The following is a 22839-nucleotide window of genomic DNA, read 5'->3' on the forward strand; positions in this document are numbered from 1 at the left end:
GTATACGGGGATTTGGGGGGGATTGGAAGGGGTGGCAATCCGGCACCCCATTTCTTCGCAGCTAGGCAGTGGGCTTTCGCCAAGAATGTTTTTTGCCTTTTATCTTGGGAACTTGCTCCAGCTGGCCGCCATCCCTCAGGCGATAGAACACGTTCTTCATAGTATTCTCCGACTTAATCCCAGTCAAGTCCCTTGCGATCTGATTTGTTATTTCATTATTTTCCCTTAGATACTCCAAAACAATTTGCTCTGGAGATGCTAGGCTCTCATGGCGCAATATTACAAGAACAGAAGAGTCGGTTTCCTGGAATTCAGGCCTTTTCAAGCGCAGCTTCTCCATAGCCTCAAACGCTGTATTAATACCTTCACCAACATCTTTATTTGGAGGATTTTTAAATTTATTAATAATTCTCACAATTCTCGGATTTCTCGCGAACTGTGTTTTTGCGATATTTCCAATTGTGACGTGACCAGGCAATTTTCCCGGACTTTCTATCTCAACTCTATTATCAAATATACGAACCTGAACATCTGCAGCTACACTATAATCACGATGAAGAACAGCATTAGTGAGAATTTCGTGTAAGGCCTCTTGCGGGTACTCCACCTTTCCCATGCCTTCTGGGCCAATCTTCTCAATCCCTTCGATGATTTCCTTAACCCGGTCAACTGCATCATAGATTAGACTATATAGTGACCCCTCAACAGTTTCAGGATCGGACGATAAATAGTCCCTTTCAGCTTCTGCTTTCGTTTTATAACGCAATATCTTGATGGCCGAACGCTTGGGTAGCGAGGCTTGAGGGTTGTCGGAAAAAAGAAGTACGCTTGCGACGGTTGGAGTGCCATCAATCAATAAAAATTGTTTCTTGAGCCAGTCCACAGGTTCTCCTGTTGGAACCGCGTCAATAAGAAACTCAATAACAATCTTTGAGTTTGTAACCTCGTCAGTCTCAACTGACATCTTCTCATTTTCGTAAGATCTAACACCTTTATCGTATTTTAGGCGTTCAAGCGCTTCGTCTTTCAGCGGAACATTAGACGCATTGCTTCGCCTGTAAACGCCACCATCAGTTGAATGAGCGACGCTCTGTGTCTTTGAAATTGCCAAATAAAGAACCAAACCGGGCGCGCCTTGATATCGAAGGAATTGCCCAGAAAAATTACTTCCTAGCGGATCTAAATCTGAAATTACCTGAAATATGGCATTGGCCTCTTCCTGATCAGAAAAGCCATCCCAAGAGCGCTTTTTTCCATCGACGTCTTCGAGCTCTTCAATGCCAACGTAAACTTCACCGCCGCTTGCGTTTGCGAATGCTGATAGTGACCGAGACAATTTTGCGGGTGCAATTCGCTTGCTTTTAAGATCGCAAAAATAGCTCTCTTGTAGCCCGAGAATTCCGCCAAATTCTTCTTTAGATATATCCCTTACGTCTACCACGATTCACCCCTTGGTTGTCGCGAACAGAATGCATTGCAGAGTTTGGCTGTCAACGAAAACCCGCGACAGACAGGGACAACACTGAGCCTTAACATCAAGATTCACACATAATTTCCCCACCCCCAAAACCTCGAATATCCTAAACCTCCTTCCGCCGCCGGACGGATCGCGTAACGTGTCGATGCGGGCGGGAGGAGGCGCTTTCGTTTTCGGCCGAAACGTACGGCAGGGGCGGAAGAGGCGCAGAACGCTGCGGGAGTGCGAATTTCCGTCGTGACAGGCTTCCCCCTTCCCCGGGTCTTGCGGGGTCGGTTTGGGTCCGCCATGCAAGCAGGATGGCGGCGCATGTCCCCGAAAAGCGCGGAACGCGGTTTTCGGAAAAGCGCCAACACACTGCGCAGCGAAGCCGTTTTGCGCCTGAAGGAGACCGGACCGTCTCCGAAGAACGCCTTGGGCCGCGCGAAAGCGATGCCACACATCCCATATCCCTGAGGCAACGCTTTCGCGCGGTTCTCCGGACATGAGCAAACCCGATGGAGCGCCTGCGGGGCGTTTTCGCACGCCCGCAGGCAAGGCCGGAACGGCCGCATCATAGAAGGCAGGAGCGATGGACGAGCTGAAGGACGTAGCGACCACGATGAGCGCGCTGGAGCGCCGCCACATCCGGCGCGTCCAGCCGGAACTTCGCGCAGCGGCGACGGAAGCCGGCCACCACCGCACGTGCCGCCTGCCGAAATGCCGGCGGGCCAAGCGCTGCACCGGCTGCTATCCCGCCGACGAGATCGCCACGACCTTCTTCAAGACCTTTCCGCCCTGCGTGCGCGACGACGCCACGCAGGCGAGCCTGCTTGCCGGCTGGGAAGTGCTCTGCGAGCGCTACGAACAGGCAATGCTCGCCGCCGGCCATACGCAGGAGGCGCTGGACCGGCTCGGCGAAGAGCGAAACCGCGCCCTGGAGGAGGACGACGACTGGCCGGAGGATCCCCTCTGCCCGCCGCCGCGCAATGCCGTCGTGTGAGGCTCGATCAGGAAACGCCCAGCGCTTCGGCGGAAATCCAGAACACCGCGTCCTGCGATTGCTCCGTTTCCAGCCAGACGAAATCGAGATGCGGGAATTCCTCTTCCAGGATCTCGCGGCCCGAGCCGATCTCGCAGATCATGCTGCCGCCGGGATTGAGGTGATCGGCCGCCACGGCGAGGATTTTGCGCACGAGGTCGAGGCCGTCTTCCCCGCCGTCATGCGCCATGACGGGCTCGGCGCGGAATTCCGGCGGATAGCCGGCGAGCGCGTCGTGGTCGACATAGGGCGGATTGGTGATGATGAGGTCGTAGGTGCGGCCGGAAAGCGGGGCAAAGAGATCGCCCTCAAGAAGCGTCACCTGGTCCTCGACGTCGTGTTCGGCAAGGTTCAGCTTGGCGACCTCCAGTGCATCGGCCGACAGGTCCACCGCATCGACGCTTGCCTGCGGAAAGAACTTTGCCGCGAGCACCGCAAGGCAGCCCGAGCCCGTGCAGATGTCGACGGCGCTTTCCACCAGCATCGGATCGGGCAGGAAGGACGAGCCGTGTTCGCCGAGATATTCGGAAAACAGGATTTCGCCGATATGCGAGCGCGGCACGATCACCCGCTCGTCGACAAAAAAGCGCACGCCCTGAATATAGGAGCGGCCGGTGAGGTAGGCCGAGGGTTTGCGCGTCGCAACGCGCGCCGCGATGCGGGACGCGAGCAGCTTCCGCTCGGCCGGCAGCAGGCGGGCGTCGAGGAAGGGATCGAGCGTGTCGATCGGCAGGTCGAGCGTATCGAGCAGCAGGAAGGCCGCGTCGTCGCCGGCCGTCGTCGTGCCGTGGCCGTAGCTGAGCTCGGCCGCGTTGAAGCGGGAGATCGCGTAGCGCCAGTAGTCGCGCAGCGTGACGAGTTCGGATGTGATGTCGTCCTGGGTCAACGGCGGCCTCGCTTCGGATATCCTGTTGGCGGGCGCAATTCCGGCAAAAACGTGCAACGGTCTTGTCTTTGGACTTGCGCAGGAAACGAACAGGGCCTTCCGCCAGCCGCGGGCGAGCGGAAAGGCTCTGGACGAACCCGGCTTTAGAATGGCATGGGCAGGCCGGTCAACCGCGACGATCAGGGGTTTTGCACGCAGCATGGCGAAAGACAGAGGCAAAGGGCAGAAACCGGCGCCCGCCCGCAAGGCAGCGGCCGCCCCGATGGCGCGCGCGCCCGCGCGACCCGCCGCCCCGCCCGCCGGCAAGCGCGCCACCCTGCCCCGCGCGCTTTCCAAGCTCGGCTTCTGTTCGCGCACGGAGGCGGAAGCGCTGATTTCAGCCGGCCGCGTCGCCGTCGCCGGCCATGTCGTCACCGATCCCGAAACCTGGATCGACCTTGCCGACGCGCGCATCACGGTGGACGGGGCGGCGGTCCTTGCGGAAAAGCCGGTCTATCTCATGCTCAACAAGCCGCGCGGCCTCGTCACCACGCGCAGCGATCCCGAGGGGCGGCCGACGGTGTTCGACTGCCTGAAACATCTCGATCCCGCGCATCTCTCCCCCGTCGGCCGGCTCGACAAGGCGAGCGAGGGCCTTCTGCTCTTCTCCAACGACACGGACTTCGCCAACGCCCTGCTCGACCCGAAGACGCATGTCGCCAAGACCTATCACGTCCAGATCGACCGCCTCGCCGACCAGCCGATGCTCGACGCGCTCATCGCCGGCGTCCACCACGACGGCGAGTTTTTGCGCGCGAAGGCCGTGCGCAGGCTCCGGGAGGGCGAACGGAACGCCTGGCTGGAAATCGTGCTCGACGAGGGCCGCAACCGCCAGATCCGCCGCATGCTGGAAGCGCAGGGCATCGCGTGCCTGCGCCTCGTGCGCGTCGCCATCGGCCACCTGGCGCTCGGCGATCTGGAAAAGGGCGCCGTGCGTGCGCTGACGGAGGCGGAGGTGAAGGGCCTCAGGCGGCTCGTCCGGCGCTGAGCGCGGCGACGGCTGTTTTCCCCGCACCGCCAGTTGGCCGCATACTGGGCACGGGGCGCCGGCCTTGACTCTCCAGTCACTGGAGGTTGCAGACTGGTCGAGGCCAAGCCCGGAGATCCGACATGCCGTCCCTGCCCCTTCTTTCCGCGACCCTCATGGGCGTCTATCTCGCCGCCTTCCTCGCCCTGACGGCGCGTTCGGCGCGGGCAGCGGAGCGGCCGGCCTGGCTGTTCGGCCTCGGCGGGCGCCAGGGCCTGCCCGCCTTGCTCTTCCGCCTGAGTTTTGCCGGCGCTCTTGTCTATCCCGCGCTTCTGGCCGCAGGCCTGCCGCCGGCGCCGGTGCTTGTCGATCCGTCCTTGCCGGCCCGCCTCGCCGGCCTGCTGCTGGCGCTCGGCGGCGGCGTCTTCGCCGTCCATGCCCAGCACCATATGGGCACGTCCTGGCGCATCGGCTCAGCGGCGGGCCATTCCGGCGCCATCGTCGATACGGGGCCGTTTCGCCTGTCGCGCAATCCGGTCTTCGTCGGGCAGGTGATGCTCCTTGCGGGCTTCGCCATCACCCGGCCCGATGCGGTCCAGCTCGCGCTGACGGCCGTGCTGGTGCTCGCCGTCCGGCTCCAGGTGCGGGTGGAGGAGGATGTGCTGGCCCAGGATCTCGGCGCGGCCTATCGCGCCTACCGGCAGCGTGTCCCCCGGTGGCTGTGAGGTCAGGCGAGCATGGCCGCAAGGCCGTTGACCGTGTTGGCATTGCGCAGGGTGCCGATGCCGAGCTTCTTCGTCGTCAGATGCGACAGGAGCCTCGTCTCGCTCGGCTTTTGCGAAAAGTCGATCCAGAGATCGCCGTCGACGATGGCGAGGCGGATGCCGGGCGTGGCGATGCCTTCGAGTTTCGGCAAGATCTCCGGCCCCAGCGGCTTGCGCATGACGCGGATGCCGACATCCGCTCCGTTGCCGTCGGCAAAAGGATTGCCGGCCGCGACGCGCCGCCAGGCCTCCGCACTGCGCAGGATGATGTCGACATGTTTTCCGAAGCGCGCATGGAACGCCGTTTCCAGCTGGTCCCCGATGGCGGAAAGCGGCGCATCGTCGCCCTCGAAGATCAGGTTGCCGGTAGCAACCAGCGTGCGCGTGTTGCGAAAACCGAGGCCTTCCGCCATGGCCCTGAGATCGGCCATGACAAGCCGCTGGTCCGGGCCGAGCACGATGGAATGCAGGAGAGCGACATAAACCGTCATGCGTGCCAGAGCTCCCGTACGGCGTGTGGCGGGCAGTCGATCACATGGGGATCGACGAAAACGGCGTCGAAATCGCGCGAGGCCTGGCGGTATTCCATCCGAACCGACATGGCGTCACCCTCTCCCGGCCGATATGCGCCACAGCCGCCACGGCGCCCACCAGCGCAAACGCGGCTCCAGCACCTCCGGTACGGGATCGAAACCATGGGTGCCGCCGGGGCCGCAGCGGGCAACGCGGAACAGCGCCAGGAAGCCACCCCGCCACAGGCCATGGCGGGCGACGGCCTCATAGCCGTATTCCGAGCAGGTCGGCAGGTGGCGGCAGGCATTGCCGATGAAGCCGGAAAGCGTCAGCTGGTAGAGGCGGATGAAGCCCATGCCGACGAGGCGGCCCGGCGTCCGGCGGAACGGCCCCTGCCAGTTGCGGCCCCTCTGGACGGGCCGCGCGCCGGCATGCCGGCAGTCGGGCGCATCGCACATCGCCTGTCACCCGGCCTTTTCCAGCCGCTTCGCCTCGATCTGGCCGATGGCGTCCACCACGGCGTCGAATGTCAGCATGGTGGAGGCATGGCGGGCCTTGTAGTCCTTGACGGGTTTCAGGAACCGCATGTCCTCGAAGCGACCGTCCGGCCCCTCGCCGTCGGCCTTCAGCATGGCGAGCATCTTTTCGCGCGCATCCCGGATTTCCGCCGCCGTCGCGCCGATGACGTGGCGCGCCATGATCGAGGAGGAGGCCTGGCCGAGCGCACAGGCCTTTACCTCATGGGCAAAATCCATGACGCGGTCGCCCTCGAGCTTCAGGTAGACCTTGACGCGCGAGCCGCACAACTTGGAATGGGCGCCCGCCTCGCCATCGGCATCGGCAAGCGTGCCGATGCGTGGAATGTTGCCGGCGAATTCGAGGATACGGCTGTTGTAGATATCGTCCATCATGGCCCCGTTTTCCGCATTTTTTGCGGAATCTTCAATGATCCGAGGAGATTATTCCGGCCTCGTCGGTAAAAAAGCACCGCGTGTCGTCTCAAGCCTCTTTCGCAGGCCTCGCTCGATACTATATGATAACTCGTATTGGGGTGAGCGTTTTGCAAGAAGCGGGCAATTCCAGGAAAAGCGTGAAGCGGTTTTCCGTCCGGAATTGCAAGAAGCAAAAAGCAGATCGTTCACCTGTTGTTTGGGAAACCGTGCCGGACGGTCATACGCACTGAGAAGCGAAGACCCGAAAGCCCCGGAGCCCGCCAACGGAACCCAAGCCTGCAGGGTTAGGCGAATGGCCAGTGGCGAGTCCGATAAACACGTCAGGTAACCTGCAGAAAGGTCAATGGGTCCATGGACGCCATAGTCACCAATTTTCCGCGTGTCGACGATCCGTCGGGCCGTCCTTCGCAAAAAGAGGCGGAGGATGCCGTTCGCGTCCTGCTTCGCTGGGCGGGCGACGATCCGGAGCGTGAAGGACTGCTCGATACGCCCAAGCGTGTCGCAAAAGCCTATCGCGAACTGTTCTCCGGTTATGACCTCGCCGCCGAAGACGTGCTCGGCCGCACCTTCGAAGAGGTCGCTGGCTATGACGACATGGTGCTGGTGAAGGACATCCCGTTCTTCTCGCATTGCGAGCACCACATGGTGCCGATCATTGGCAAGGCGCATGTCGCCTACCTGCCGAACGGCCGGGTGCTGGGCCTCTCCAAGATCGCCCGCGTGGTCGAGATCTACGGTCGTCGCCTGCAGACGCAGGAGACGATGACGGCGCAGATCGCCAGGTCGATCGACGAGACGCTGAACCCGCGCGGCGTCGCCGTGATGATCGAGGCCGAGCATATGTGCATGGCGATGCGCGGCATCCAGAAACAGGGCTCGACAACGCTCACCACCACCTTTACCGGTGCCTTCAAGACCGAACCGACCGAGCAGGTACGGTTCATGACGATGATCCGGAGCTAGGCGAGGACCGGCTCCCTTTCGACGGAGCCGACCGCCATGCCGATCACCTTCCAAAGCCCCTCCAAGGACAAGGCCGAGCTCGAAACGGGCCCGGCCTTCACGCCGCGTTTCGACGAGCACGGCCTGGTGACGGCCGTGGTGACGGATGCGAAGGACGGCGAACTGCTGATGGTCGCCCACATGAATGCCGAATCCCTGGCCCTGACCATCGAGACGGGCATCGCGCACTATTGGAGCCGTTCGCGCAAGGCCCTGTGGAAGAAGGGCGAAACCTCGGGGAACCTGCAGACCGTCGTGGAGCTGCGGACGGATTGCGACCAGGACGCCGTGTGGCTGAAGGTCTCGGTTGCGGGCCATGACGCGACCTGCCACACAGGCCGCCGCTCCTGCTTCTACCGCACCGTCTCAAGCGGCCCGGACGGTGCCCTGCTGACGATCACCGGCGGCACGCCACAATTCGATCCGGCGTCGGTCTACGGGAAAAATTAAGCATCCCGGCGAAATCCGTCCGGTTTCGGCACGGATTCATCAATTGGCAACCGGTGCCGACGCCTAATGCCCCCCATGGCGGCCTCTACCCCCGCCATTGGATCAGGACATGGAACCCCATCGCTCTCGTGCGTCACGACCGGTTTCCAAGGCCACCCTCACCGGGGTGCCGATCCTGCGGGCGAAGGCCCTCCTCCAGCTGCGACCGGACGCACACGGGACAACCCGCCGGGAGATTATCTTCGGCAAAGTTCCCCGCGTCACAGAGTGCTTCTATCCTGTCATCTATTGTGTTGCCGAGGGTGCCGAGGCACCGGAACGGATTGCCTCGCTGCGAATTCCTCTTGGTAATGGAGGTCCGGAATGTTGAACTGGAGTTTCAATCGTAGTCTCGTAACGGCGGATGCATCCGACCCCGGCGGCCCTTCCATGAACGACATGTCCCATATTCCCGCGCCGGCCACGCCGCGCAAATCCAAGATCGCGCTGGCGCTGGGCGGCGGTGCTGCCCGCGGCTGGGCCCATATCGGCGTGCTCCGGGCGCTGGACGAGGAAGGTATCGAGGTCTCGATGATCGCCGGCACCTCGATCGGCGCTCTCGTCGGCGGCTGTTATCTCGCCGGCAAGCTGGACGAACTGGAGGCCTTCGCCCGCTCGCTCACCATGCGGCGCATCGCCAGCCTTCTCGATTTCACCATTCGCGGTTCCGGCCTCTTCGGCGGCATGCGGCTGACCAGACGCATGCAGGAGCATCTGGAGAATCTCTCGATCGAGAGCCTCGACCGCCCCTTCGTCGCCGTCGCCACCGAGGTCAACAGCGGCCACGAGGTCTGGATCAACAGCGGCGCGCTGATCACCGCCATCCGTGCCTCCTATGCCTTGCCCGGCATCTTCGAGCCGATCAAGTGCAACAACCGCACGCTGGTCGATGGGGCGCTGGTCAATCCGGTTCCGGTGTCGGTCTGCCGCGCCCACGAGGAGCCGCTGGTCGTTGCCGTCAACCTCAATTACGATCTTTATGGCCGCTCGGCAGTGATCAAGCACAGCGCCAGCGAACAGAAGATCGACGAGCACAAGCAGGAGGACAGCGCTGCGCGCCTCGGCCTGACGAGCGTCATGGTACAGTCCTTCAACATTATCCAGGACCGCATTTCACGCGCGCGCCTTGCCGGCGACCCGCCGGATCTCGCGCTGCACCCCAAACTTTCGGATATCGGCCTGTCGGAGTTCCACCGCGCGGGCGAAGCGATCGACCGCGGTTACCTGGAGGCAAAGGCCCGCATAACCGAGATCAAGCGCATGCAGGAAGTCGTGCTGATGCGCTGAGAGAAGCTAGCTTGTAAAAACACCGGAGCGGGCGGAGCGACACATCGCTCCGCCCGAAACCGTTCGGGAGACCTGCAATCAGCCGGCGATATAGGCCTTGATGGCATCCGCCTCGTGCTGGATCGCCCGGATATGGGATTTCACCACGTCACCGATCGAGATGATACCGACGAGCCTGCCGTCCTTCTCCACCGGGATATGGCGGGCGCGCAGCGTGCTCATCATTTCCATGAGTTCATCGACGGTCTGGTTCTCGCCGCAACGATGGACGTTACCCCACATGATGGAGGAAATGGGTTTGTCCAGGCATTCGGCCCCGTTGCGGGCCACGGCGGCAACGATATCGCGTTCGGTCGCAATGCCGGCGATGCGGTCGTTTCGGTCGAGGATGACGATGGCGCCGATGTGATTTTCATGCAGATAGACGGCAGCTTGCCTGACGGTGAGCTGCGGGCCGCCGGTGACGACGTTGCGGCCTTTTTCGTCCAGTATCGTCTTTACATACATGCGTACCTCCCGTGTGCATCATGAACGCAGAGAGGCGGGACACCCGCGCAGGGATGCCCTGCCAGTACCGGCGACACCCGCTTCCTCCTGCACGGTGTCGCCCCGTTCCGGTGTGCATGTGCGAACCGGAACACAACCATGGTGCGCCACGAAGGAGGCGATTGCAAGACCGCTAATGGACTATCGTTAATCCCGGCGGCTTTCCGACGTTGCCACATCGAACAGCGGGAAGAACAGGAAGCCGAACAGGAAGCCGCCGATATGGGCTTCCCAGGCGATGGCCCCGCCGGCATCCGAGCCGAAGATCTGGCCGAATCCGATCAGGAAGTTCGTCAGGAACCAGATGCCGGAAAAGACCAGCACGGACCGGTTGGACAGCGCCTCTGCGATCGTCAGGCGGCGGTTGAGATGGGCGAACTGCCGGCTGATGCGCCCGCTCGGCGAGAAGACGAAGCGGGCCGCTGCCCCCATCAGGCCCGACACGACGCCGGAGGCGCCGACGACGAGGATCATCGCGCCCCAGTGCAGGGCCGTATGAAAGGCAACGGCCGCGACGGCCGAAAGGCACCAGAACAGGAAGAAGCGCGTGACACCGATGCGGCGCACCACCGGCGCCCCGAAGGCGACCATCCAGAAGGCGTTGAAGATCAGGTGTTCCCAGCTGCCATGCAGCAGCGAATAGGTGACGGGCCCCCAGAGCCAGCCGAGATCCTGCTCGGCGAAGGGAATGGCATAGCGCCCGGGAATGAAGGCGAAATGCAGGAGCACGTACTCGTCCGCAGAGGCCGAGAGAAGATAGGTGCGGATCACATGGATTGCGGTCAGGAGTGCCAGGACCGCGACGAGGCTGCCCGGCAGGTTGAAGGCCGGCTCTCGCTTGCGGATATCCGCACTGCCATCCCGCGCGTCAACGCCGTCGTTGCTCATGACCGATCCACCAAACTTATAAAATACGAATCGCGCTTATACAGAGAAAAGAAAGGCCGTGCAGCTTTCGCTGACGGCCGGCGCCCCCAATCCCCGGGGCTGAAATCGATGTGCAGTAAACCATTCCCTCGTGGAGGGATGCCCGGATGTTCTCCCATGCCGGCCGCAAGCGCAATCGAAACCAATCGTTAACCTTAACGGCGCGCTGGCACGAAACTCGCTCCTTCCCTGGCATGACCACCATATGCCCGGCCTTTCGTGCCGGAACGGAACAGAACCGATTGGAAATGAGCATGCAGACGAAGGCCATCACGGCCCTTTACGATTACTGGACGCGCCAGCGTGGCGATCGCCGCGTTCCGCTGCGAAGCGCCATCGAGCCCGCCGACATCGCGCCGATCCTCCCGGATGTCTTCATCCTGGAACACAGCCGGCTGCACGATCCGCGTTTTCGCCTGGCGGGCACGCGCCTCTGTGCGCAGTTCGGCCGGGAACTGAAGGCGACCGGCTTCGACACCCTCTTTGCGCCCGACCAGCGCACCCGCATCGCGCGGATCACCGAGAATGTGATGGCGCATGCGGCACCCGCGGTCCTGCAGGTCGCACTCGTCGATGGCAGGCTGGAGACCACCGAGGCCGAGATCGTGCTGCTGCCGCTCGCCAGCAACGGCAAAGTGGCCGATCGCATCATCGGCGCCTTCTCCCCCCTGCCCGGCCAGCGCCAGCCGCTGAGCGCCTTCCGCTATGCGACACTCGGCGCACTTTCGGTCATCGACCCGAGCCGCGCGCGCACCCTCGAGGGCAACCGGCCCGCCGTTCCCATGCCCACCTCCATCATGGCCATGCGGCCGGTGGGGCTTGGCCAGACGGTGAACCGCGTGCTGCATCTTCGCATCTTCGAAGGCGGCCGCCAGACTGACGATACGTGAGGTTGGCGGCACAACTACAATCGAGGGCGCTTCATAGTTGTTGACGGATGCGCGTGTGACGACTTTTCCACGGCGCAACGAACCTTCTGTTAACCCCGAAAGATTAAGAGTTGGAAAGAGATAGGATCATCAGGCCCGCGCGCACATGTACTCATTCCAGCAAGCATCGCCCGCCGCCCGCAAGCCGCAGCCCGAGCAGCGCAGCTTTCAGCGCGTCTCGGTGACACTGCCCGGCCGGCTGATGCTGCCCAATCACGATGAATACGAGTGCACGGTGCTCGACATGTCGCCCGGCGACGCCAACTTCATCTGTGCCGCCCGCCCGCGCATGGGCGAGCGCATCATCGCCTATGTCGATCATCTCGGCCGCATCGAGGGCAGCGTCGCCGCCCTCAACGACAACGGCTTTGCCATTCTCCTTACCGCCACGGACCGCAAGCGCGAAAAACTCGCCGCACAGCTGACCTGGATCGCCAACAAGCATGAACTGGGCCTGCCGGAAGACCGCCGCCACAACCGCCTGACGCCGCGCAACACCCGCACCGAACTGTCGCTCGACGACGGCCGGCGCTACCCCTGCCGCATCATCGACCTGTCGCTCTCCGGCGCCGCCGTCGACATCGACGTGCGCCCGGCCCTGGGCACCCCCATCCAGCTCGGCAACATGAAGGGCCGCGTCGTGCGCCACTTCCAGGAGGGCGTCGCCATCGAGTTCTCCTCCGTCCAGTCGAAGGAAGCCCTGACCGCTTTCCTGTAACATTTCAGGACGACATGACACCGACCTGTTCCACAAGGGCCCCGCGGGGCCCTTTGCTGTTTCAGGACGAAACAGATCAATCTGCGCAAAAATAAATTCAAAAAAATTTTGTCCGTCGAAAGCGTTTTTCTGACGCTAGCAGTGTTTCCCCTGACTTTCCGCGCACCCGCTCGGCACCGCATTTGGCTCCCCATCCCCTCCGCCGGCACGCTCAGCCGGAAAACAACTCTCCGGCAAATCGGGGAGGAATCGAAAAATATCCTTTTAAACCAGCTAATTACGCCACAAGCAGCGCCCCCGGAGCAGGTGGAAATTCGTTCAAATTTTAATCAAATACACCTCAAATACAGATCAAAACAAACTCAAATTCTATTCTTATTTTATGCTTATGCGATCTTGATTTGAACTAAGTTATACTTCGGCTTTTCGCGTAAGCTCAAAACATAGCTGTCATTGTGACCTCATCAAACGGGGACGAACACAATGACAAAAACGATCAAGACAGGGACGTTTGCATTCCTCTTCTCTCTCGCCGCCGCCGGTGCCGCGATGGCGCTGCCCGCGAACATTCCGCTGGCCGGCGCGACCAACCAGCCCATCGGGCACTATGAATTCTGCAAGCAGTACAGCGACGAGTGCGGCTCGAACGGCAAGGATGCCGGGCCGCTCACGCTGACGCAGGAAAACTGGAAGACGATCCTCAACGTCAATTTTTCGGCCAACACCGAGTTCGCACCGCTGACAGACATGGAAATCTACGGCGTCGAGGAACAGTGGACCTATCCCAACGGCGCGGCGGACTGCGAGGACTACGTGCTGATCAAGCGCAAGCGCCTGATGGAAGCCGGCATCTCGCCGTCGAACCTCCTCATCACCGTCGTGCTGCAGCCGAACGGCGAAGGCCATGCCGTGCCGACCGTGCGCACCGACCGCGGCGACTTCGTGCTCGACAACATGCGCAACAAGGTCCTGCTCTGGTCGCAGACCGAATACCGCTACCTGAAGCGCCAGTCCTCGGCCAATGCCGGCAAGTGGGTCAAGCTTCAGGACGGTCGTGCCGACGCCGTCGGTAGCGTCAAGTAACCTCCGGCCGCCGCAAGGCGCCGTATGACGAGACTGCCCGGCGACCCCGCCGGGCGCGAGAAAGGGCCCCGGTCAGTCCCCCAATCCCCGTCCCCGACCATGGCCCTGCGGCCGGTTCTGCTGTCCCGGAACCGGCCGCGCTCTATTTGGCCCGCTGCTCGGCCCGCAGCTTGAGCGGGCTGGCGCCGAAGTGATTGCGGAAGGCGCGCGAAAAGGCGGAAAGGCTGTCGAAGCCACTGCGCAGCGCCACATCCTGGATTGAAAGCGACGTGTCGCGCACCAGCCGCTGTGCTGCCGTCAGCCGCAGGCGCAAATAATATTTTCCCGGCCCGATGCCGAGGCCCGTGGCAAACAGCGTCTCCAGCTTGCGCGTGGAAAAACCGAGACGCCTTGCGAGCGCGGCAATGGTCAGCGGCCTGTCGATCGTGCGTTCCATGAGGCGGATCGCTGCGGCGAGGTCCGGCTGATGTTCTCCCAGCCGGCCGAGCGAGACGAGCGGCTGCGCATCCGTCGCGGCATGCACCTCGTCATAGACGAAGACGCTCGCCACATCGAGCGCCACTGCCGAACCGAACCGCTCGCGCACCAGATGCAGCATCATGTCGAAGGTCGGCGAAGCGCCACCGGAGGTCCAGAGCGGCCCGTCTGTGACGAAGCGGTCGGCCCGGACATTGAGCGCCGGAAAGGCCGCCGCAAAATCCTCCAGCTCCTCCCAATGCGCCGTCGCATCGCGCCCATCGAGCAGGCCGGAGCGCGCCAGCAGCCAGCAGCCTGATTCGATGCCGGCCACCACGTCGAACCGCCGCGCCACCTTCTTCAGCCGCGACACGAAGGTCCGGTCGGCATGGCGCTCCTGGTTGAAACCGGCGATGACGAGCAGCGCATCGCCGCTCGTGACATCGGCAAAGGCGCCGTCCACGCGGATTTCCACACCGCAGGTCAGAAGCACCGGCTTGCCCAAAGGCGACAGGATCGTCCAGCGGAAGACCGGCTCCGGCACAACACGATTTGCCGCGCGCATCGGATCGAGCGCCGAGGCGAGCGACATGATCGACGACTCGGGCAGAAGCACGATCGTGATGTCGAGCGGCCCCTGCCGCGACGCTTGTTTGCTCATGTGGAAATTGTCAAAAAAGATGCGCATTCTGTCAATCGGCAAAATCGCATTCGGGCATGATCGCTCACACAGGAGATCTGGAGATGCAGCCGGATTGTGGTGAGAACCCCTGTACCCCGAACACCCTGATCCGCATTTTACCGGAACGGGTTGGCGAGCCGACAAGGCGGACCAACCCGTTTTTTTTGACGTTTTTCCTTACGGAATCATGGCTTTTGTCAGGCTTTCGGAACCACACCGCCCTTGCCGCGTTCTTCTACCGAAGAAGCAGGAAAGGTTTTTGCCATGTTGAACTTCAAGACTGGTCTTGCCGCAGGGGCACTTTCCCTCGCGCTCGCGCTAACCTCCGTCATCCCCGCCCAGGCCGTGACCTTCGCAAGGGTGCCCGTGCCGGAAGCCTCTGCCGTGGAGAAGGTGCAATATCGCTACGAGCGCCGCGATCGCCGGGACCGGTATGAGCGGCGCGCAGACAGGCGCTGGCACGGCCATCGCGGCTATCGGGACTATCGCCCGGGCTATCGCCGCCATTCGGACGGCTGGTGGTATCCCCTCGCCGCTTTCGGCCTCGGTGCTGCAATCGGCGGTGCCATCGCCAATCAGCCGCAGGCGGGTGGCGGATCGCACCAGAGCTGGTGCGCCAACCGCTATCGGTCATACCGCGCCTATGACAACACGTTCCAGCCCTACAACGGCCCGCGCCAGCAGTGCGTCTCGCCTTACTCGTAACGAACGCACAACAGGCAAAACAAGGGGCGGCCGTTTGGCTGCCCTTTTTTGCATGGACCGCGAACAGGCGCCGGCAGCGGAAGGTCAATCCGGCCTGCATTGACAAAGGCGATACATCCGTTATTCTGGATATATGGAAATCTCTTCAGCCGTAAACACCCTTGCAGCGCTCGCCCAGGCAACACGCCTTGAAACCTTCAGGCTTCTCGTTCGGCACGAACCTGCAGGGGTACCGGCGGGCGAGCTCGCTCGATTGCTCGACGTTCCCCAGAACACGATGTCCGCGCATCTTGCCACCCTGTCGAGAGCGGGCCTCGTCAAAAGCGAGCGACAAAGCCGCTCGATCATATACAGAGCCAATCTGGATGGCCTTCGCGAACTGATGCTCTTCCTTCTCAAAGACTGCTGCGGCGGCTCCGCTGCGCTTTGCGCCCCGTTGATCGCGGAACTTACGCCGTGCTGCAAACCGCAAGAGCGACCCACATGACCACGAACCCGATCTCCGAAAGGTATCCGGCGCTCAAGCGCCTTTCCGCAAAACCTGGGTCTGAGATCTAGGCGACGGATTCAGCCATGGCCGACAGAATCTCCAGCGTGCCCTTTCCGCACGCGGGCAACCCCACACTGCCGTTCTCACCCTTCACCTTTACCGATAAATCGGCGCTTGAGCTGGTGTCGCGTGAAATCGGCAAAATGGATGGCACGGCAGCTGCTCCTGCAAGGGAAAACTTAGATGTCCACCTTTGAACGATATCTGACCGTCTGGGTCCTTCTCTGCATCATCGTCGGTGTTGCTCTCGGGCATGGGGCGCCAGACGTGTTTCAGGCCATCGCCTCCATCGAAATCGCGAAGGTCAACATTCCCGTCGCGGTCCTCATCTGGCTGATGATCATTCCGATGCTGATCAGGATCGATTTTCGATCCGTGACAAAGGTCGGGACGTTCTGGCGTGGCATCGGGGTGACGCTGCTCGTCAACTGGGCGATCAAACCATTCTCGATGGCGATCCTGGCATGGCTCTTCATCGGCTGGCTGTTTCGACCGTATCTGCCTGCGGACCAGGTCGATTCCTACATCGCCGGCCTGATCATCCTCGCTGCTGCCCCTTGCACCGCAATGGTCTTCGTCTGGAGCAACCTCACCCGCGGCGAGCCGTTGTTCACCCTGTCGCAGGTCGCCCTCAACGACGCGATCATGATCGTGGCCTTCGCGCCCATCGTCGGCCTGCTGTTGGGCCTGTCGGCGATCTCCGTGCCCTGGGACACGCTTGCGATCTCCGTCGTCCTGTACATCGTCACGCCGGTCGTCATCGCTCAGCTTGTGAGGAACAGGCTGACCGCGGATGGCAGCTCTTCGCGGTTGAGCGGCCTGCTGGAGACGCTGCAACCGGTCTCTCTCGTCTCGCTGCTGGCGATCCTCGTCCTGCTGTTCGGCTTCCAGGGGGAGCAGATCATCGCGCAACCCGCGGTCATCGGCCTGCTCGCCGTGCCGATCCTCATTCAGGTCTACCTGAATTCCGGCCTTGCCTATGTGCTGAATCGCCTATCCGGCGAGCAACACTGTGTCGCCGGGCCGTCCGCCCTGATCGGCGCCAGCAATTTCTTCGAACTGGCGGTCGCCGCCGCCATCAGCCTGTTCGGATTTCAATCCGGGGCCGCGCTGGCCACCGTCGTCGGCGTCCTCATCGAAGTCCCGGTGATGCTGTCGGTCGTCTGGATCGTGAACAGGTCGAAGGGCTGGTACGAGGCCTCACCCGCCGTCTCCCGAAACATATCAACGGAAAGCGCATGACCATGGACGTTATCATCTATCACAATCCCGCATGCGGCACCTCCCGGAACACCTTGGCCATGATCCGCAATGCCGGGATCGAACCCAGGGTGGTCGAGTACCTGAAGACGCCTCCGACACGCGCGCAGCTTGCCGGGATGATCGCCGGCGCCGGTCTCACCGTCCGAGCTGCTGTCCGCGAGAAGGAACCGCGCTATGCGGAGCTCGGGCTCGACAATCCGGCGCTCACGGACGACGAGCTGCTCGATGCCATGCTGCGAGACCCCATCCTGATCAACCGCCCCTTTGTCGTTTCACCCATGGGGACGCGCCTTGCCCGCCCGTCCGAAACCGTTCTCGATATCCTTCCCGACACGCACCGGGGCTCCTTCGCGAAGGAAGACGGCGAACAGGTTCTCGATGAAAAGGGGCAGCGCCTTGTCTGAGCCATTGCCAGCGGCCTCGCCGGACCATCTGCGCAAGCCCGATCCGGCTGCTCTCCGGCCGCCGTTTTCAACGCACCGCCCCCGCATCCTGATCCTCTACGGCTCTCTGCGCGACATATCCTACAGCCGGCTCCTCGCCTTTGAAGCGCAGCGCTTGCTGGAGCATCATGGTTGTGACGTCCGGTTGTTTGATCCGAGAGGCCTGCCGTTGCCGGACGAGGCACCGGCCGCTCACCCGAAGGTCCGGGAGCTGCGTGAACTGTCGGCATGGTCCGAGGGGCAGGTCTGGATCAGTCCGGAGCGCCACGGCGCGATGACCGGGATCATGAAGGCACAAATCGACTGGATACCGCTGTCCGTCGGCTCGATCCGCCCGACCCAGGGCAAGACGCTTGCCGTCATGCAGGTTTCCGGCGGCAGCCAGTCCTTCAATGCCGTGAACCAGCTTCGTATCCTTGGCCGCTGGATGCGGATGATCACCATTCCGAACCAGTCGTCGGTTGCCAAGGCCTATCAGGAATTCGATGCGGAGGGGCGAATGAAGCCTTCATCCTACTACGACCGCGTCGTCGACGTCTGCGAGGAGCTGGTGAAATTCACGCTTCTGACCCGTGACGCCTCTTCCTACCTGACCGATCGCTACAGCGAGCGGAAGGAGGACGCCGCCAAGCTGGAGCAGCGGGTGCGGCTGACGTCGATCTGACACATGGATGTCGCCGGCCAACATCCGCCGCGTTTCGCCACCCCCGACGGCTAAGGCGACAATGGCCGAGAAGCCAAGGTTGCGGACTGTCGACGCCATTGATTTTCCTGCTTATTTCGGTGAGCGCAAGATCGTCGACGTTCTCCCGGCTGACAAGCGGCGGGACAGCCGCGACCGGGCGACAAGCTTGTTGTACGGCAAAGCGGCACGGCGCACTGCAAGCCGTGAATCCTGCAGGATTTCAAACACGAAATGGAAGGAGAGAATGGCACGCCCTAGGGGAGTCGAACCCCTCTTTTCAGAATGAAAATCTGACGTCCTAACCGATAGACGAAGGGCGCGTGCGGTGGGCGTTATCTAGTCGGGACCGAATGGATTCGCAAGACGAAAAATCGCGTAGACGCGAAGTTTTTCACAGGCGGGAGTGAAGGATAGGAGCCAGCGCATTTCGAGGGCGCTCCGTCTGCCGGACGCCCGAGCCACGCCTTGCCGCCCAGCCAGATTTGACCACTGGCAATTCTGCATCGGCCTTCCCATATCTCTTCTGCTGAGGACCTGAGGTTACCGCCGTTGACCCTCCCGGCGTCGCCCGTTGGCTCGGCTTCGTTGCCCCGTCGGCAACACGCAGCCGCTCGTCCGGCAAGCTGGGCCGGGCGGGCGGCTCGACCCAAGCGGTTCGAGACCCCGGAGCGCTGGGCCAAGCTCGACGGGGCCTCTCGCCCGACCGCGTAAGATGGCAGCCGTGACAGTTGAACGTTCTGAGCCATGCTTCGTTCCGCAAGGCGTGCGGAAACGACACACCAAAGCACGGCATCGCTTGTTTTTTACAATAAATACAGGAGAGAGTGGCACGCCCTAGGGGAGTCGAACCCCTCTTTTCAGAATGAAAATCTGACGTCCTAACCGATAGACGAAGGGCGCGTGCGGTGGGCGTCTTATAGAAGGGCATCCTGCCTTCTGCAAGCCGGAAAAAGCTGTTGTGACAAAAAAATGAAGAGCCGCCCCGAGGGCGGCTCTTCACGCGAAAAGGTATCGATCACAGAGGGTTAGAGACACCGCCTACTTGCGTCGGCGGCAGCGCCAGTTCCAGTCGCGTTCAGGACCGACGTCGATATGCACGGATTCGGTATGGCAATAGGTGCCGACGCCGCCGCGGCCCGGCATGGTGCGCAGATACTCCGCCAGCTCCCATTTGCTGACGCCGGAAATCTGGATGTCGGCCGCCTCGCAGCGCGTGTGCAGCGACTGCTTCGTCCGGTTGACCTTCAGGTCGCGCAGGCCCGAGGTGACGATGATCGGCTTGTCATAGTGGGTCTCGATCGTCTTCAGCACCTGCAGCAGCTCCGGCTTGAAACAGCCGGTGCGCACCTTGTCCGTCTGCAGCCACAGGCCGTTCGGCGCAAGGCGGGCAAGGCCGGCAAGCGAGGCGACTTCCTTGAACTGTGGGCCGTCATCCTCGACCTCGTCGGCCTCGGAGTGATCCGTCGAGAACATGGCGCTCGCCATCGAGACGCCCGGCAGCGTGCCGAGCGAGGCCTTGCGGGTGGTGTTTGCGCTTTCCCGGTTGAGCACGCGGCGCGGTTGCTCGGCAAAACGGTCGCCATCGAACTGCTGCTTGGCCTCGCGCTTGCCCGCGAAGAGCGAGGCGAGCGTCACGGTCTTTCTCGGCTCGTCCTTCTTGATGCCGGTCGCGCTCATCTGATCCGTGGTGCCGGGCAGCACGGCCGCTGCGCCATCGTCCGCCGGCGCCGCAAGCGCAAGTTCGGCCGCATTGCCGGTTGCGGCTTCCGCCGCAAGAGCCGTTCGCGCGGTCTTGGGGATCGGCCCGTTTTCCGGCAGCGTGATTTCCGCCTGCTCGTCGCCGAGCGTGGCGAGGGGCTGCTGGCCGGTTGCCCCGACCGGCGGCATGTCCTCGACCGGCAGACGGCCGGACTGGTCTGTCGTCTGCGCGGCACCGGTATTGGCATAGAGGCTGTTGACGGAGGCATTGGCGCCGGCGGTCTGCGTCGCATAGGCATTGCCGGTCGCGACGGCCTGGCTGCCGTTGCCGTATATGCTGGCTTTGCCGGCATTCAGCGTCGTCGGCTGCATCACGAGGCCGGCCCGGTCACCGGTTGCTTCGCCCGCGACCTGCTGGTCCGCCGCGGCGGCGGCCGCGATATCGACGGCGGCGGAAGAATCTGCATTCGCAGCACCCGCGCTCACCACGGGCGTGGTGGTCTCGTCCGTGCTGCCTTCGGCGACCGTGTCTTCGCTTTCCTGCGCAGCCTTGTTATCCGCGCGCATATCCGTGGAGACTGCGGAAACGCAGCCCGAGAGCGTGGCGACCGACACGGCCAGCAGCAATCCATACCGCAGCGCCTTCAGGCCTGGCCACTTTCCCTGCATGTCCTGCAAAGGCTTTCCCCCGCTTTCGACGTTCACACCCTCGGTCTTGCCGCCGATAGGGCCATTTTTTCAAACAGTCGCAACCGCAATCGAGAAAAGCCATAGGGCCAGGCTGCGGTTGCCGCGATGTTAGCGTTTCGGCCGGTGGTGTAAAGGCCGAAGCGCGTGAAGCCGTGAAACGCAGAACGGGAGGCTATCCGGCCCAAATCGGCCAAAGCACCCTCTCGCTGGCGATCGACCGGATGGGCAAGAGATTTCCGGTCAAATACGGCGGAACGATGATCGTTGCACGGATCTATAGGATGCAAGCTTTGCCTGGAGCTTGCGTCCGGCATTTGCCTACCAGGCGCCGGTGTTGCCCATGGAAACCCAGGGTTCGGCCGCCGGCAGACGCTCGCCCTTCTGCAGGATTTCGATGGAAATGCCGTCCGGCGAACGCACGAAGGCCATGTGGCCGTCGCGCGGCGGGCGGTTGATGGTGACGCCATTGTCCATCAGCCGCTGGCAGAACGCGTAGATGTCGTCGACCTCGTAGGCGAGATGGCCGAAATTGCGCCCGCCGGCATAATCCTCGGTGTCCCAGTTGTAGGTGAGCTCAAGGCAAGGGGCGGCATTCGCCCGCGCAGCTTCGACATCGTCGGGCGCGGCGAGGAAGATCAGCGTGAATCGGCCCTTTTCGTTCTCGTAGCGGCGGACTTCCGTGAGGCCGAACAGCGTCGAATAGAAATGCAGGGACTGGTCGACGTCTTTGACGCGGACCATCGTGTGGAGATAACGCATTGGAATATCCTCTGAATGTGGAATCGTCCGGAAGAGTAGGGTTTTGTCAGCCTCAGGCAAGCCTTGCAGCCTACCAATGGGACCGGCAAAACTTTCAAAGGGGCTTGCGCATTCGCATCGGGACAATGTTATTCTGGTTATCAAGAATCAGTTAACCGTAACTCATGTGACGCGTAAACGAGGGGCTGGCAGGTCATGGCGGATAGGGTGTCTTCAAAGGAAATCACTGATCGTGATGACCAGGGCAACGACGCCGTCGATCTCGTCGAGATCACCGGGGTCATCAAGTGGTTCGACGTCGCCAAGGGTTTCGGCTTCATCGTACCCGACAACGGCATGCAGGATGTGCTGCTGCACGTCACCTGCCTTCGCCGGGACGGCTACCAGACGGTTCTGGAGGGCACGCGCGTCGTCGCGCTGATCCAGAAACGCGACCGCGGCTACCAGGCCTTCCGCATCCTTTCCATGGACCAGACCACGGCCGTGCATCCCTCGCAGATGCCGCCGGTGAAGACCCATGTGCAGGTCACGCCGTCGAGCGGACTGGAGCGCGTTCTGGTCAAGTGGTTCAACCGCACGAAGGGCTTCGGCTTCCTGACGCGCGGCGAAGGCACGGAAGACATCTTCATCCACATGGAGACGCTGCGCCGCTTCGGCCTGGCGGAACTGCGTCCCGGTCAGGTCGTGCTGGTCCGCTTCGGCGACGGCGAGAAGGGCCTGATGGCAGCGGAAATCCACCCGGACATGCCGGTTCCCGGCAACAGGCCCCACTGATGGGCCTTTTCGCGCGGGCGGCCGGTTTCGCGCGCCTTGCTAGCGCCGTCCTGGCGCTTTTCTTCTGTTTTTCCCTTTCGGCCTTCGCAGCGGAAACATTCGACACACAGCCGCTGACGATCGTCACGAAGGACGGCAAGAGCCATGCCTTCACGGTGGAGCTCGCCATTACGCCGCGCCAGCGCGAACAGGGGCTGATGCACCGCCGCGAGATGGCGCAGGACCGCGGCATGCTCTTCGCGTTCGGTGAGACGCGGCAGGTCTTCATGTGGATGAAGAACACGTACCTGCCGCTCGACATGCTGTTCATCGCCAAGGACGGCAAGGTGCGCGCCATCAAGGAAAACGCCGAGCCGCACTCCGAATCGATCATCGATTCGCAGGGGCCGATCGACTATGTGCTGGAGCTCAACGGCGGCACGGCCAAGCGCCTCGGCATCCGCGCGGGCAACCGCGTCGAGAGCGAATTGATGGATTCGCTGCGCAAGGCGAAGTAAGCCTACCATTTCCTGCGACAAGCGCTTGAAAACGCC

The 22839-nt window shown here is 62.2% G+C and carries 27 protein-coding genes and 2 tRNA genes; 17 read left to right on the top strand and 12 right to left on the bottom strand.

Features of this window, described 5'->3' with window-relative positions; translation table 11 throughout:
* Positions 1–61: 61 nt before the first annotated feature.
* On the bottom strand, positions 62–1441 hold the full coding sequence (locus tag EXZ48_RS11710; protein ID WP_130516057.1) for an ATP-binding protein: 1380 nt from the start codon (positions 1439–1441) through the stop codon (positions 62–64).
* Between the two features lie 607 nt (positions 1442–2048).
* Between EXZ48_RS11710 and EXZ48_RS11715 the strand changes: the two genes are divergently transcribed.
* Positions 2049–2459, top strand: a complete 411-nt coding sequence (locus tag EXZ48_RS11715; protein ID WP_130516058.1) for a hypothetical protein — start codon at positions 2049–2051, stop codon at positions 2457–2459.
* A gap of 7 nt (positions 2460–2466) precedes the next feature.
* Here EXZ48_RS11715 and prmB read toward each other — a convergent pair whose 3' ends face one another.
* Positions 2467–3384 (bottom strand): 50S ribosomal protein L3 N(5)-glutamine methyltransferase, encoded by a 918-nt coding sequence (prmB, locus tag EXZ48_RS11720; RefSeq protein WP_130516060.1) that lies wholly within the window; start codon positions 3382–3384, stop codon positions 2467–2469.
* A 262-nt stretch (positions 3385–3646) separates the two neighbouring features.
* On the opposite strand from prmB, the gene EXZ48_RS11725 reads away from it, so the two are divergent.
* Both EXZ48_RS11725 and EXZ48_RS11730 read left to right on the top strand, forming a co-directional pair.
* Positions 3647–4411, top strand: coding sequence for a pseudouridine synthase (locus tag EXZ48_RS11725; RefSeq protein ID WP_130516225.1), 765 nt, complete (start codon positions 3647–3649; stop codon positions 4409–4411).
* Positions 4412–4533: 122 nt separating this feature from the next.
* A complete protein-coding gene (locus tag EXZ48_RS11730; RefSeq protein WP_130516062.1) occupies positions 4534–5115 on the top strand; it encodes an isoprenylcysteine carboxylmethyltransferase family protein in 582 nt (193 codons plus the stop codon).
* A 2-nt stretch (positions 5116–5117) separates the two neighbouring features.
* On the opposite strand, the gene EXZ48_RS11735 is transcribed toward EXZ48_RS11730, so the two are convergent.
* The 3 genes from EXZ48_RS11735 to EXZ48_RS11745 form a co-directional block, all read right to left on the bottom strand.
* Positions 5118–5645 carry a DUF1697 domain-containing protein gene (locus EXZ48_RS11735; RefSeq protein WP_130516064.1) on the bottom strand — a complete coding sequence of 176 codons (528 nt, stop codon included), beginning with the start codon at positions 5643–5645 and terminating at the stop codon, positions 5118–5120.
* A gap of 114 nt (positions 5646–5759) precedes the next feature.
* Positions 5760–6125 carry a membrane protein insertion efficiency factor YidD gene (gene yidD / locus EXZ48_RS11740; RefSeq protein WP_130516066.1) on the bottom strand — a complete coding sequence of 122 codons (366 nt, stop codon included), beginning with the start codon at positions 6123–6125 and terminating at the stop codon, positions 5760–5762.
* Between the two features lie 6 nt (positions 6126–6131).
* Positions 6132–6578: an iron-sulfur cluster assembly scaffold protein gene (locus EXZ48_RS11745; protein WP_023517156.1), complete on the bottom strand. Its 447-nt coding sequence runs from the start codon at positions 6576–6578 to the stop codon at positions 6132–6134.
* Between the two features lie 393 nt (positions 6579–6971).
* Between EXZ48_RS11745 and folE the strand changes: the two genes are divergently transcribed.
* The 3 genes from folE to EXZ48_RS11760 all read left to right on the top strand — a co-directional run bounded on the left by folE (position 6972) and on the right by EXZ48_RS11760 (position 9398).
* Complete coding sequence (folE, locus tag EXZ48_RS11750) at positions 6972–7583, top strand: GTP cyclohydrolase I FolE (RefSeq protein ID WP_024270818.1); 612 nt, start codon at positions 6972–6974, stop codon at positions 7581–7583.
* A 36-nt stretch (positions 7584–7619) separates the two neighbouring features.
* Positions 7620–8072: a phosphoribosyl-AMP cyclohydrolase gene (gene hisI, locus EXZ48_RS11755; protein ID WP_050743887.1), complete on the top strand. Its 453-nt coding sequence runs from the start codon at positions 7620–7622 to the stop codon at positions 8070–8072.
* Between the two features lie 363 nt (positions 8073–8435).
* Positions 8436–9398, top strand: a complete 963-nt coding sequence (locus EXZ48_RS11760; protein ID WP_023516451.1) for a patatin-like phospholipase family protein — start codon at positions 8436–8438, stop codon at positions 9396–9398.
* A 78-nt stretch (positions 9399–9476) separates the two neighbouring features.
* Here EXZ48_RS11760 and EXZ48_RS11765 read toward each other — a convergent pair whose 3' ends face one another.
* A complete protein-coding gene (locus EXZ48_RS11765) occupies positions 9477–9905 on the bottom strand; it encodes a CBS domain-containing protein (RefSeq protein ID WP_023516762.1) in 429 nt (142 codons plus the stop codon).
* A gap of 186 nt (positions 9906–10091) precedes the next feature.
* The gene (locus EXZ48_RS11770) at positions 10092–10832 is read right to left on the bottom strand and encodes a rhomboid family intramembrane serine protease (protein ID WP_023516763.1); all 741 of its coding nucleotides are present in this window, start codon (positions 10830–10832) and stop codon (positions 10092–10094) included.
* Between the two features lie 293 nt (positions 10833–11125).
* Here EXZ48_RS11770 and EXZ48_RS11775 point away from each other — a divergent pair, with 293 nt between their 5' ends.
* From EXZ48_RS11775 to EXZ48_RS11785, 3 genes are all read left to right on the top strand, one after another.
* Positions 11126–11761: a PAS domain-containing protein gene (locus tag EXZ48_RS11775; RefSeq protein WP_165909332.1), complete on the top strand. Its 636-nt coding sequence runs from the start codon at positions 11126–11128 to the stop codon at positions 11759–11761.
* A gap of 145 nt (positions 11762–11906) precedes the next feature.
* Positions 11907–12518 carry a PilZ domain-containing protein gene (locus EXZ48_RS11780; RefSeq protein ID WP_023516765.1) on the top strand — a complete coding sequence of 204 codons (612 nt, stop codon included), beginning with the start codon at positions 11907–11909 and terminating at the stop codon, positions 12516–12518.
* 483 nt (positions 12519–13001) lie between these two features.
* Positions 13002–13601 (top strand): transglutaminase-like cysteine peptidase, encoded by a 600-nt coding sequence (locus EXZ48_RS11785; protein ID WP_130516070.1) that lies wholly within the window; start codon positions 13002–13004, stop codon positions 13599–13601.
* 142 nt (positions 13602–13743) lie between these two features.
* Here EXZ48_RS11785 and EXZ48_RS11790 read toward each other — a convergent pair whose 3' ends face one another.
* The gene (locus EXZ48_RS11790) at positions 13744–14718 is read right to left on the bottom strand and encodes a GlxA family transcriptional regulator (RefSeq protein ID WP_130516072.1); all 975 of its coding nucleotides are present in this window, start codon (positions 14716–14718) and stop codon (positions 13744–13746) included.
* 285 nt (positions 14719–15003) lie between these two features.
* Here EXZ48_RS11790 and EXZ48_RS11795 point away from each other — a divergent pair, with 285 nt between their 5' ends.
* From EXZ48_RS11795 to arsH, 6 genes are all read left to right on the top strand, one after another.
* Positions 15004–15444, top strand: a complete 441-nt coding sequence (locus EXZ48_RS11795) for a BA14K family protein (protein WP_130516074.1) — start codon at positions 15004–15006, stop codon at positions 15442–15444.
* A 133-nt stretch (positions 15445–15577) separates the two neighbouring features.
* On the top strand, positions 15578–15931 hold the full coding sequence (locus tag EXZ48_RS11800) for a helix-turn-helix transcriptional regulator (RefSeq protein ID WP_130516076.1): 354 nt from the start codon (positions 15578–15580) through the stop codon (positions 15929–15931).
* Between the two features lie 86 nt (positions 15932–16017).
* Positions 16018–16191, top strand: a complete 174-nt coding sequence (locus EXZ48_RS34840; RefSeq protein WP_165909333.1) for a hypothetical protein — start codon at positions 16018–16020, stop codon at positions 16189–16191.
* Positions 16178–17236 carry an ACR3 family arsenite efflux transporter gene (gene arsB / locus EXZ48_RS11805; protein ID WP_130516078.1) on the top strand — a complete coding sequence of 353 codons (1059 nt, stop codon included), beginning with the start codon at positions 16178–16180 and terminating at the stop codon, positions 17234–17236. The genes EXZ48_RS34840 and arsB overlap by 14 nt, the downstream gene beginning before the upstream one ends.
* Before the next feature lie 2 nt (positions 17237–17238).
* On the top strand, positions 17239–17661 hold the full coding sequence (gene arsC / locus EXZ48_RS11810; RefSeq protein WP_165909344.1) for an arsenate reductase (glutaredoxin): 423 nt from the start codon (positions 17239–17241) through the stop codon (positions 17659–17661).
* The gene (gene arsH / locus EXZ48_RS11815; RefSeq protein WP_130516082.1) at positions 17636–18364 is read left to right on the top strand and encodes an arsenical resistance protein ArsH; all 729 of its coding nucleotides are present in this window, start codon (positions 17636–17638) and stop codon (positions 18362–18364) included. The genes arsC and arsH overlap by 26 nt, the downstream gene beginning before the upstream one ends.
* Positions 18365–18630: 266 nt before the next feature.
* Here arsH and EXZ48_RS11820 read toward each other — a convergent pair.
* From EXZ48_RS11820 to gloA, 4 genes are all read right to left on the bottom strand, one after another.
* Positions 18631–18705 (bottom strand) — tRNA-Glu (locus EXZ48_RS11820).
* Positions 18706–19210: 505 nt separating this feature from the next.
* A tRNA-Glu gene (locus EXZ48_RS11825) sits at positions 19211–19285 on the bottom strand.
* Positions 19286–19423: 138 nt separating this feature from the next.
* Positions 19424–20752, bottom strand: coding sequence for a YcbK family protein (locus EXZ48_RS11830; RefSeq protein WP_130516085.1), 1329 nt, complete (start codon positions 20750–20752; stop codon positions 19424–19426).
* A gap of 339 nt (positions 20753–21091) precedes the next feature.
* Positions 21092–21532 (bottom strand): lactoylglutathione lyase, encoded by a 441-nt coding sequence (gloA, locus tag EXZ48_RS11835; RefSeq protein WP_023516788.1) that lies wholly within the window; start codon positions 21530–21532, stop codon positions 21092–21094.
* Positions 21533–21727: 195 nt separating this feature from the next.
* On the opposite strand from gloA, the gene EXZ48_RS11840 reads away from it, so the two are divergent.
* Both EXZ48_RS11840 and EXZ48_RS11845 read left to right on the top strand, forming a co-directional pair.
* Entirely contained in the window at positions 21728–22306 is a 579-nt protein-coding gene (locus tag EXZ48_RS11840; RefSeq protein WP_130516087.1) for a cold-shock protein, read from the top strand.
* Positions 22306–22803: a DUF192 domain-containing protein gene (locus EXZ48_RS11845; protein ID WP_130516089.1), complete on the top strand. Its 498-nt coding sequence runs from the start codon at positions 22306–22308 to the stop codon at positions 22801–22803. The genes EXZ48_RS11840 and EXZ48_RS11845 overlap by 1 nt, the downstream gene beginning before the upstream one ends.
* Positions 22804–22839 lie beyond the last annotated feature (36 nt).

The sequence above is a fragment of the Shinella sp. JR1-6 genome (genome assembly GCF_004284735.1).
Lineage (GTDB): Bacteria > Pseudomonadota > Alphaproteobacteria > Rhizobiales > Rhizobiaceae > Shinella.